This window comes from Rhizobium sp. BR 315 (assembly GCF_050577975.1).
In the GTDB taxonomy this organism is placed as follows: domain Bacteria; phylum Pseudomonadota; class Alphaproteobacteria; order Rhizobiales; family Rhizobiaceae; genus Rhizobium; species Rhizobium miluonense.
On sequence record NZ_JARWKZ010000016.1, the window covers coordinates 108,234 to 118,395 of the forward strand.

The 10,162-nt window shown below is 61.0% G+C and carries 11 protein-coding genes; 6 read left to right on the forward strand and 5 right to left on the reverse strand.

Features of this window, described 5'->3' with window-relative positions; genetic code table 11:
- Positions 1-98: 98 nt before the first annotated feature.
- Together QD409_RS17605 and QD409_RS17610 are read left to right on the forward strand one after the other, a co-directional pair.
- The gene (locus QD409_RS17605) at positions 99-773 is read left to right on the forward strand and encodes an outer-membrane lipoprotein carrier protein LolA (RefSeq protein ID WP_430763234.1); all 675 of its coding nucleotides are present in this window, start codon (positions 99-101) and stop codon (positions 771-773) included.
- A gap of 207 nt (positions 774-980) precedes the next feature.
- Positions 981-1,784 (forward strand): exodeoxyribonuclease III, encoded by an 804-nt coding sequence (locus QD409_RS17610; RefSeq protein ID WP_430763235.1) that lies wholly within the window; start codon positions 981-983, stop codon positions 1,782-1,784.
- A gap of 15 nt (positions 1,785-1,799) precedes the next feature.
- On the opposite strand, the gene QD409_RS17615 is transcribed toward QD409_RS17610, so the two are convergent.
- Positions 1,800-2,255: a cyclic nucleotide-binding domain-containing protein gene (locus tag QD409_RS17615; protein WP_092856059.1), complete on the reverse strand. Its 456-nt coding sequence runs from the start codon at positions 2,253-2,255 to the stop codon at positions 1,800-1,802.
- Between the two features lie 9 nt (positions 2,256-2,264).
- Complete coding sequence (locus tag QD409_RS17620; RefSeq protein ID WP_004125729.1) at positions 2,265-2,948, reverse strand: response regulator transcription factor; 684 nt, start codon at positions 2,946-2,948, stop codon at positions 2,265-2,267.
- A 488-nt stretch (positions 2,949-3,436) separates the two neighbouring features.
- Here QD409_RS17620 and QD409_RS17625 point away from each other — a divergent pair, with 488 nt between their 5' ends.
- Positions 3,437-4,267, forward strand: a complete 831-nt coding sequence (locus tag QD409_RS17625) for an aldo/keto reductase (RefSeq protein WP_092856061.1) — start codon at positions 3,437-3,439, stop codon at positions 4,265-4,267.
- 83 nt (positions 4,268-4,350) lie between these two features.
- Here the strand turns inward: QD409_RS17625 and QD409_RS17630 are convergent, their stop codons facing one another.
- Positions 4,351-5,007 (reverse strand): NADPH-dependent F420 reductase, encoded by a 657-nt coding sequence (locus tag QD409_RS17630; RefSeq protein ID WP_430763236.1) that lies wholly within the window; start codon positions 5,005-5,007, stop codon positions 4,351-4,353.
- Between the two features lie 69 nt (positions 5,008-5,076).
- Between QD409_RS17630 and QD409_RS17635 the strand changes: the two genes are divergently transcribed.
- Positions 5,077-5,973, forward strand: a complete 897-nt coding sequence (locus QD409_RS17635; RefSeq protein WP_430763237.1) for a LysR family transcriptional regulator — start codon at positions 5,077-5,079, stop codon at positions 5,971-5,973.
- 44 nt (positions 5,974-6,017) lie between these two features.
- Here the strand turns inward: QD409_RS17635 and QD409_RS17640 are convergent, their stop codons facing one another.
- Positions 6,018-7,478, reverse strand: coding sequence for an MFS transporter (locus QD409_RS17640; protein WP_430763238.1), 1,461 nt, complete (start codon positions 7,476-7,478; stop codon positions 6,018-6,020).
- Positions 7,479-7,612: 134 nt separating this feature from the next.
- Between QD409_RS17640 and QD409_RS17645 the strand changes: the two genes are divergently transcribed.
- Complete coding sequence (locus QD409_RS17645) at positions 7,613-8,539, forward strand: LysR family transcriptional regulator (RefSeq protein ID WP_092856067.1); 927 nt, start codon at positions 7,613-7,615, stop codon at positions 8,537-8,539.
- On the opposite strand, the gene QD409_RS17650 is transcribed toward QD409_RS17645, so the two are convergent.
- A complete protein-coding gene (locus QD409_RS17650; protein ID WP_092856069.1) occupies positions 8,513-9,004 on the reverse strand; it encodes a MarR family winged helix-turn-helix transcriptional regulator in 492 nt (163 codons plus the stop codon). The two genes, QD409_RS17645 and QD409_RS17650, sit on opposite strands and share 27 nt — an antisense overlap.
- 82 nt (positions 9,005-9,086) lie before the next feature.
- Here QD409_RS17650 and QD409_RS17655 point away from each other — a divergent pair, with 82 nt between their 5' ends.
- Positions 9,087-9,989 (forward strand): EamA family transporter, encoded by a 903-nt coding sequence (locus tag QD409_RS17655; RefSeq protein ID WP_092856071.1) that lies wholly within the window; start codon positions 9,087-9,089, stop codon positions 9,987-9,989.
- The last annotated feature ends 173 nt before the right edge of the window (positions 9,990-10,162 follow it).

Here is a 10,162-nt window from a genome sequence, read left to right on the forward strand (position 1 = left end):
TCAGGCAAATTTGATCGCGGCCCCTTGCCGGCCATGGGCCGCCGCGCCATGAAGACGCCGACTTTGCGCGCCATGGACGAAGCATGAAGGAGAATTCGATGACAAAGATTGATGCGCAGCCGTCCAACCGACTTTCCCTGACCCGCCGGCATTTTCTCGGCGCCGCGGTCGCAGTCGGCGCGGCGGGCGCACTGCCGGTTTCGGCCTTTGCGCAGGCCCAGGCGCAAGCACCGGCACAGGCAGCTGCAGCCAACCTCAATCCCGGCATTGCCCAGGCCATCGCCGATCACTTCTCGTCCATCAAGACGATGAAGGGCGGCTTTCTGCAGATCGGACCGCGCGGCGATCAGATGAGCGGCTCCTTCTTCATTCAGCGGCCAGGCAAGATGCGCTTCAACTACGATCCGCCATCCCGGATGCGCGTGATCTGCGACGGTAACAACGTGCAGGTCATCAACGACCAGACGCAGACGCGTAACATGTATCAGCTGTCGAAGACGCCGCTGAGCCTGCTGCTCGCCAACAAGATCGACCTTTCCGCCGACATGGTGCGCGATGTCGATTCGAAGCCGGACTTGACCAAGATTACGCTCGGCAACCGCACCGTCTTCGGTGATTCGACGATCACGATGATCTTCGATTCGAAGAGCTACGACCTGCGCCAATGGACCGTCATCGATCCGCAGGGCAAGACGACCGACGTCATCATCAACAACGTCAAGACCAACGTCGCCTTCGACGACAGCGTTTTCCGTATCGATTATACGCGCTGATATCCGCAGCGACCGCATCTCCGGCCCGCTGGCCGGGGACGCGCCCGAATGGCCTTTTCTTTCCGTTGCAGCCGGTCTAAAGCCTTACGCTGACTAGGCGCTTCAGCGTTTCGCTGAATCGCCTTGGCTGTCTGTTTTGACGCAATTCCGGACGGAAAACCGCGGCGCATTTTTCCTGGAATTGCGCGAGAGGGGAAAGGCTTGGGCATGGGATTTTCGATTGCGACGTGGAACATCAACTCGGTGCGGCTGCGCATGCCCATCGTTGAGCAGTTCGTCATGCAGGCCCGGCCTGACATTCTCTGCCTGCAGGAAACCAAGGTTCCGAACGAGCTTTTCCCCTATTCGCCGCTCAGGGCGCTCGGCTACGAGCACATCATCATTCATGGCCAGAAAGGCTATCATGGTGTCGCGATCGCCTCGCGATTCCCGCTGATGGAGGATCACCGGCAGGACTACTGCAATGTCGGCGACAGCCGGCACATCTCGGCGATCTTCGAGCGCGGCGGCCGCCGCATTCGCCTGCACAATTTCTATGTTCCGGCGGGCGGTGACGAGCCGGATCGGGAGATCAATCCGAAATTCGGCCACAAGCTCGATTTCATCGAGGAGATGAAGCGGCTGCATGCGAATGCCGAGCAGAACACCTCTGCGATCCTCGTCGGCGATCTCAATATTGCGCCGCTGGAACATGACGTCTGGTCGCACAAGCAGCTCCTGAAGATCGTCAGCCACACGCCGGTCGAGACCGATGGGCTGATCGAGGTGATGAAGCGCGGCGCCTGGCTCGACCTGATGCGCCAGCAGGTGCCTGCCAATGAGAAGCTCTATACGTGGTGGAGCTATCGCGCCAAGGATTGGGAGGCCGCCGATCGCGGTCGTCGCCTCGACCATATCTGGTCGTCATCCGATCTCGGCCCGCATCTGCAGCGGATCGAGATCCTGAAGGCAGCGCGCGGCTGGGATCGCCCGTCCGACCACGTGCCCGTCACGGCGCATTTCGATCTCTAGGATCGTCGTCTAAGGTCAGGAAAAACGGCCGAGAAGTGCGGCCGTCTGCCTGGCAAGGGCCGCGAAGTTTTCGCGGATGCGGTTCTGGATCAGCAGGCCGGCATCGGGATATTCCTCGATCAACCGGTGGAAGAGTGCGCGCGTGATGCGGATCACGTCGGACTCTTCGGCGGCGACGGCCGTGTATTTCCGCTCCACCAGCGTTACCATCGCAAGCTCCGAAAGCATGGTGCCGGCCTGGACGACCGCTTCCACCTGCTTCTGTCCGGCCGCATCGATCGTGCTGAGCTCGAAACTGCCGCGTGTGACGACATAGGCGCATTCGGCGGGCGATTTTTCCCTGAAAAGCGTCTGACCCTCGTTTACATGACGGCGGTCGGCGCCGAAGGCGATCAGCCGCAACGGCTCATCGCCCATGCCGTGGAAGAGCGGCAGTTGCGACAGCAGTCGGATATCGTCGTTCAGCGCCATATCTGTCGCCTACGGGATGATCTTGTAGCCGCCGTTTTCCGTTACCAGAATTTCGGCGTTGGAGGGATCGCGCTCGATCTTCTGGCGCAGGCGATAGACGTGGGTCTCGAGCGTGTGGGTGGTCACGCCGGAATTGTAGCCCCAGACTTCTTCGAGCAGGATATCGCGGGTCACGACCTTCTGGTCGGCGCGATAGAGATAGCGGATGATGGCGGCTTCCTTTTCCGTAAGGCGGATCTTCTGCCCGTCTTCGGTGGTCAAAAGCTTCTGGCTTGGTTTGAAGAGGTAGCGGCCGACGGTGAACGTCGCGTCCTCGCTCTGCTCGTGCTGGCGCAGCTGCGCACGGATGCGGGCGAGCAGGACGGCGAAGCGGAAGGGTTTGGTCACATAATCGTTCGCGCCGGCTTCGAGGCCGAGGATGGTGTCGGAATCCGTGTCGTGGCCGGTCAGCATGATGATCGGCGGCTTGAAGCCGTTCTTGCGCAGCAGTTTCACGGCTTCGCGACCATCCATGTCGGGCAGCCCGACATCCATGATGAGGAGATCGACAGGCACGGTACGCGCGGTCTGCACACCCTTTCCGGCCGTCACCTCCTGCAGGACATTGAATTCCTCGTAAAGCGATAATTGCTCGACCAACATCTCGCGCAGGTCGTTATCATCGTCCACCAGGAGTATGGTGCGTGCCGTCATGCCGTTCGGATCCTCGTTCTAATCCCACCTAAGTCCTACGCCAAATTGCATTTTTAGCAAGTCGCGAGGCAGCCCAGGCTTGGTCGTTTGGTTGAAACTGCTATGATTTCAAATGAAATCACGCGCAAAGCAAAAACATGTGAGCAAATGGAAAAGGCGAGAGTGGAGCCGAGCGGGCCGCTGCCACATTTGTCGCGGGTACTGCGCCGGGCAAAAATCGCGCGCCGATACGGTTCGAATTTTTGATCACTCCGGTGGCCGTGTTGTGATGTCGAGGAGCGCAGCCGCCGATGCGGCAGACCCTTCCCTTGCTGCGAAAAGGTCGACAGTTCGCATTGCCTGAAACGCTACGTGGGGTTAAAATCCCAATATTCTCTATTATATAGCTCTCCTATTGGCACGCCCGCGCGGGCTTGGCCCAAATTGTTTCTTTCAAAATTTAAATCACGCCTTCACTCCACCCACTTCTCATTCTTTGGAGACTTATCGTGACCACGCAAACGACGATCACTTTCAATGACGGCAATTCCATTCCGCAGGTCGGCCTCGGCGTCTGGCAGACGCCGGAAGACGTCGCGCCGATGGCCGTCAGCACCGCTTTGAAAGCCGGCTATCGCCATGTCGATACCGCAGCCATCTATGCCAACGAGGATGGCGTCGGCGAAGGCATGCGCCAGTCCGGCGTTGCCCGCAAGGATATCTTCCTGACCACCAAGCTGTGGAACGAGGCGCAGGGCTTCGATTCTACCCTCAAGGCTTTCGACGATGGCCTGAAGCGGCTCGGCACCGATTATGTCGATCTCTACCTCATTCATTGGCCGTCGCCGCACCGGAACCGTTATCTCGACAGCTGGAAGGCCTTCGTGCGCCTGAAGGAAGAAGGCCGCGCCCGCTCGATCGGCGTTTCCAACTTCGCCAAGGAACATCTCGACCGCATCATCGGCGAGACCGGCGTCACGCCCGTGCTCAACCAGATCGAGCTGCATCCGACCTTCCAGCAGAAGGCTCTGCGCGAAGTGCACGACAAGCTCGGCATCAAGACCGAATCCTGGAGCCCGCTCGGCCAGGGCAAGCTTCTGGAGAATGCCACGATCGGCAAGGTCGCTGCAAAGCACGGCCGCACGCCGGCGCAGGTCATCATTCGCTGGCACATCGACAATGGCCTGATCGTTATCCCGAAATCGGTGACGCCGAGCCGTATCGAAGAGAACTTGAAAGTCTTCGACTTCAAGCTCGACAGCGACGATCTGGCTGAGATCGCCAAGCTCGATTCGGCCAGCGGCCGTATCGGCCCGGATCCGATGACGGCAAGCTTCTAATCGCGGGTCGCCGTCCGCCCATGCAAAGAGGCTCAGAGTGAAGACTCCGAGCCTCTTTCGTCTCCTTGTCGTGCCGAGTGCCGTCAGACCTGAACCCAGCCAGGCGCCACGCTGGGGCCTTTGCCGAGGAAGAAGCCGAAGTGGATGTTCATCTCGCCGATGGGCTCGAGGAAACGAGCATTGGTGAGCGGACCCGCGTCGACCGCTTCGAAGCCGGCGGATTTGGCGAGGCGAGATACGGTATCCTTAGCCTTCTCATCGTCACCGGCAACGAAGACCTGAAGCACCTTTCCGTTGCGCCCCTCGACGGGCAGCAACTGCGAGAAGATGGTGTTGAACGCCTTCACCACCGTTGCCTCCGGTGCGAGCGCCTGAATTTCCTCGGCAGCAGAGGTCGAATGTCCGACGACGAGACCGCGGAAGTCTGATGTGACGGGGTTGCTGATATCGATAAGCACCTTGCCCTTGAGATTACCAACCGCCTTCAGCGTTTCTGCCACGGCGCCGTAGGGCACGGCCAGTATGACGATATCCGCGAGCTTGACAGCGGCGGCAATGCCGCCCGCCTCGATATTGCTGCCCAGTTCTGCGGCGAAGGAAGCAGCCTTTGCGGGATCGCGATGACCGATAACCACATCAGATCCTGTTCCGGCCAGCAGCCGTGCCAGGCCCGCGCCCATATTTCCAGTTCCGATGACAGCGATTTTCATATTGGTCAGCTCCTTGTTGTTGCTGACCAATGAATACGATTATCGCCAGATCCGGATAAGTGAGCTATAGGGCACTATACTTGAAACGGAATGTTTCCAATGGATCGCTTTTCCAGCATGAGCATCTTCGTCAGGGCGGTCGAGCTCGGCTCGTTCAGCGCCGCAGCGGACGCATTGAACATGTCGCCGCAGCTCGTCGGCAAGCATGTGCAATTTCTCGAGCAGCATCTCGGTGTTCGGCTGCTGAACCGTACCACGCGCCGCCAGCATCTGACGGAGGTCGGCAGCCAGTTTTACGAGCGCTCGCGCAATATCCTGGCCGAGGTCGAGGCGGCTGAGGCGCTGGCGGCGGAGAGCCGGGCCGTGCCGCGCGGCAAGCTGAGGGTTAACGCACCCGTTACCTTCGGAATCCACGCGCTCGCACCGGTGCTCCCCAAATATCTGAGCGCGCATCCGGAGGTTTCGTTCGAATTGTCTCTGACGAACCGGATGGTGGATCTGATCGACGAGGGCTACGACGCGGTGTTTCGCATCGGGGAGCTCGCCGACAGCGGATTGATCGCCCGCCGCCTCGGCCCGTATCGGTTGGTGATCTGCGCGGCGCCGAGCTATCTGCGCTCCCATGGCGTTCCCTCCAAGCCGGATGATCTGCGGGATCACGAGTGCCTGATCTTCTCGCATACCATGTTGAGAACGCACTGGGATTTCGAAGGGCCGGATGGAAATGTCAGCATTCCGATCTCCGGCCGGCTGATGATCGACAATGGCGAGGCGCTGCTCAAGGCAGCCCTGGCGGGGCTAGGCATCGTCCTGCAGTCGATCGAGCTCATTCAATCCAGCTTGGAGACGGGCGCGCTGGTGCCTCTGCTGCCGGAGTACCGCGTGCCGACCCGTCAACTGCATATTCTCCACGCACCGGATCGCCGCATCACGCCGAAGCTTCGCAGCTTTCTCGACTTCGCCTCATCCGAATTCGGCAGCCACGGACCGGTTTGATCGGATGGCGGGCTTGTTATCCGCCATCCCTGCTTGTCGTGTTCTCAAGAAGCTTCCCGGGAGAGCGCATCGCGCTTTGCAAAAGCCAGGCCGGTGATGGCGACGATCAATGTCGCGACGATCAGCAAGGCGCCGATCGCGAAGGTGATCTGCATGCCCGTTGCAATCGCTTCCGGGTGTGCTGTGGTGATATCGGTCGTTCCCGACGCCAGTGTGAAGATCGCGCCCATAACGGATGCGCCTGTTATCAGCCCGAGGTTCCGCGACAGGCTCAGCATGCCGGAAATGACGCCGCGCTGCTCCTGAGTGATGTCGCTCATGATCGTGGTGTTGTTGGACGCCTGAAAGAGCGCATAGTTCGCGGTGACGATGACGAGCGGGCCGATATAACCGGCGGCGCCGAATCTGCCTTGCAGCGCTGCGAGCAAGGAGAGGCCGGCAATCATGCCGATCAGACCTGTAACGGTCATACGGTGGGCGCCGAAGCGATCGACGATGCGGCCAGCCGGTACGCCCGTCAGGGCCGACACCAGCGGGCCGGCGGACATGATGGCGCCGACATGGGCCGCATCGAAGCCGAGGGCGCGGGAGAGATAGAAAGGGCCGACCACCAGTGTCGCCATTATGACGGTAGAGACGAGGGTGCTCATGGCAAGGCCTGTGCTGAGCGCGCGATCGCTAAACATGGAAAGGCGCAGCAGCGGCGACTTCACTTTCGTCTCCGTGAACGCAAAGAGCGCGGCGCCGAGGGCTGCAGCCAGAAGCAGGCCGATATTTACGGCACCGAAACTGCCGTGCCCCATCGTCATCGCGAGTGCATAGGCGGCCAATGTCAGGGCCAGCAGCAAGGTGCCGATCGTGTCCAGCCGCCCTTGCTTGGTTTTGCGATCCTGACGATCCGCCGGCAGGAAGCGGGCGGCCATGAGGAAATTCGCAATGCCCAGCGGCACATTGACGAGGAAAATGCTCTCCCAGCCGAGACTTGCTATGAGGATGCCGCCGAGCGAAGGGCCAAGGGTGGTTCCAATGGCAGACATGGTGCCGAGCAGGCCCATGGCGCTGCCGGTTTTCTCCCTGGGGACGGCCTCCCCGACCATCGCCACCGTCAGCGCCATCATCATCGCGGCGCCGAGGCCCTGCAGGGCGCGGGCTCCAATCAGCAGCCACAGCGTCGGTGCAATCCCGGCGAAGAGCGAAGCGAGGGTGAAGAGAGCTATTCCGCCCAACAGCAGCCGGCGGCGGCCGACCATGTCTCCAAGCCGTCCGACGCTCACGATCAACGTCGTGATGGCGAGCAGATAGGCAAGCACGATCCATTGCACCTGCTGGAAGGATGCGCCGAATGCCTGGGCGAGCGTCGGCAGAGCGATATTGGCGATGCTGGTGCCGAGCGAGGGCATCAGCATGGAAAGCGATAGGCTGGCGAGTGCCCAGCGGATCGAAGGCGCGGCTTTCGTGCGCCCGGATTCGGTCTTGTCTGGTATTTGGATGGCTGGTTTCAACATGAACTCCGATTCTAACGAGGTCTAAAGATCTCGCAGAAGGTAGCCGTTTGGTTGGCATGGCGGAACGCGCATCATTTGCACTTCATTCGTGCGTTTGACGCTATATATCGGCAAAACCATGCTATGATCGCGCCATGTCAACGCCCGATCTCAATCTGCTCGTCACTCTCAATGTCCTGCTTGCGGAAGGCAGCGTCGCCCGCGCGGCTCGGCGATTGCGGCTCAGCCCATCGGCGATGAGCCGGGCTTTGGCCCGTCTGCGCGAGACGACAGGCGATCCGCTGCTGGTCAGAGCTGGGCGCGGACTCGTGCCGACGCCGCGGGCCCTGGAGCTGCGCGAGCGCGTCGGGCAGCTGGTTCAGGAGGCGGAAGCGGCCTTGCGGCCCGCTGAGGCCCTGGATTTGAAGCAGCTTGCTCGAATTTTCACGTTGCGCACCCGTGAAGGCTTCGTGGAGAATTTCGGCGCCGAACTGATCGCGCGCATTGCAGAGCAAGCGCCTGGCGTTCAGCTCTATTTCACGCAGAAGCTGGACAAGGACAGCACGCCGCTACGCGACGGAACGATCGACTTCGAGACCGGTGTCGTGGGGGATGATACCGGTCCGGAGTTGCGAGTGCAGGCGCTGTTCCATGATCGCTTCATCGGTGTTGTCCGGAACGGGCATCCGTTGAGCGAGGGCGCGGTGACGCCCGAACGTTATGCCGCCGGCCGGCACATTCTGGTTTCACGGCGCGGCCTGCAGAAGGGGCAGATCGATGAGGCGTTGGAGCGGCTGAGGCTGGAGCGCCAGATCGCAACGATCGTCGGCAGTTTTTCGGCGGCGCTGGCCTTGGCGCGGGCCTCCGACCTGATCGTCAGCGTGCCGGAGCGATATACGGGCAACCTGCGGACCGATATGCATAGTTTCGCGCTGCCGGTGCCGACGTCCGACGTGACGATCTCGCTGCTCTGGCATCCGCGGATGGATGCGGATCCGGCGCATCGCTGGCTGCGCGGCTGCATTCGAGATATCTGCACCGAGCGGCCGGTGGGCTTAGGTGTGAGGCTCGAAGTCGGCTAAATAATTTCGCAGCAGGCCGTCCAGCGCCGTTCGCTCTTCTTCCGAGAGCGTCGAGATTAATCGCGTTTGCGTTTCGACATGCGCAGTCACTGCTGCGTCGATCAGCTCGAAGCCCTTTGACGTGAGAGATATCAGGAAGCTGCGGCCGTCATTCGGGTTCTGGCTGCGGGCAACGAGACTGGCCTTCTCCAGCTGATCGATGCGATTGGTCATCGTGCCCGATGTCACCATCATCGTTTCCATCAGGTCGCTCGGGGAGAGGGTATAAGGTTCGCCCGAGCGGCGCAGGGTCGCCAGCATGTCGAAGTTTGCCGAATTGAGGTCGAAGCCTGCGAAGGTCTTTTCCATTTCGCGCGAGAGATGGAGCGTAAGGTTGCGCATGCGCCCGAAGAGGCCCATCGCCGTGGTGTCGAGATCCGGCCGTTCACGGCGCCATTGCTCAAGAATTTTGTCGATACGATCCATAGCGGGACATCGCCACGAATTTATCTTGACGTCAAGGCAGTTCGGGTTATCTTGAGGTCAAGATAAATTTGAGGCCAAGGCCATGAACCGCAATTTCGACCTGTTGCTGACCGCCATCGCACCCGCGATATGGGGCAGCACCTACCTGGTGACGACGCAGCTGCTGCCGGCCGGCTATCCCCTTACCGTTGCCATGCTGCGTGCCCTTCCCGCCGGGCTGCTGCTGCTTGCCATCGTGCGGCGTCTGCCGCATGGGATCTGGTGGCTGAAGTCGATCGTCCTCGGGGCGCTGAACTTCTCCATCTTCTGGTGGCTGCTGTTTATTTCGGCATATCGGCTGCCGGGCGGGGTGGCGGCGACTGTCGGCGCCGTTCAGCCGCTGATCGTCATCGTGCTGGCGCGTTTCCTGCTGGGTTCGCCGATCCGCAGCCTTTCCATTGTCGCCGCCATTGCCGGCATCGGCGGTGTCGCGCTGCTGATCCTCACGCCGAATGCGACGCTCGATCCGATTGGCATCGTCGCCGGCATTGCTGGTGCCTGCTCCATGGCAGCCGGCACCGTGCTCAGTCGCCGCTGGCGGCCAGACGTCTCGCCGCTGACTTTTACGGCATGGCAGCTGACGGCGGGCGGCCTATTGCTGCTGCCGGTCGCGCTGCTGCTCGAGCCGCCGCTGCCGCACCTAACCGGCGCAAATATTCTCGGCTTCACCTATCTCGGGCTGATCGGTGCGGCGCTCACCTATATCCTCTGGTTCCGTGGCCTGTCGCGGCTCGAACCTTCGGTGGTCTCGCCGCTCGGCTTCCTCAGCCCGACGACTGCGGTGATCCTGGGTTGGGTGGTGCTCGGCCAGCAGCTAAGTCCGATGCAGATGTTCGGTATCGTCATTGTGCTCGGTAGCGTCTGGCTCAGCCAGCGGGCGCAGCAGGCCCCGGCGGCAGGAAGTTCCGCACAGGCCGGCAGTCAGCCTGCCATGTCGAAGCGATAGGGCGAGCGAGCTGACGTTCACAAACAAAAAGGGCGGCCATCGCAGCCTGTGTGAGAAGTCCGGCAAATCAATTAAGGTGGCCGCATTGGAAACGATGCGGCCATTTTCATGGGATACATTTCAGGGACTGATCGGGGTCAGACGTCGCTGTTGCCAGCCCGGATCGAGGATTA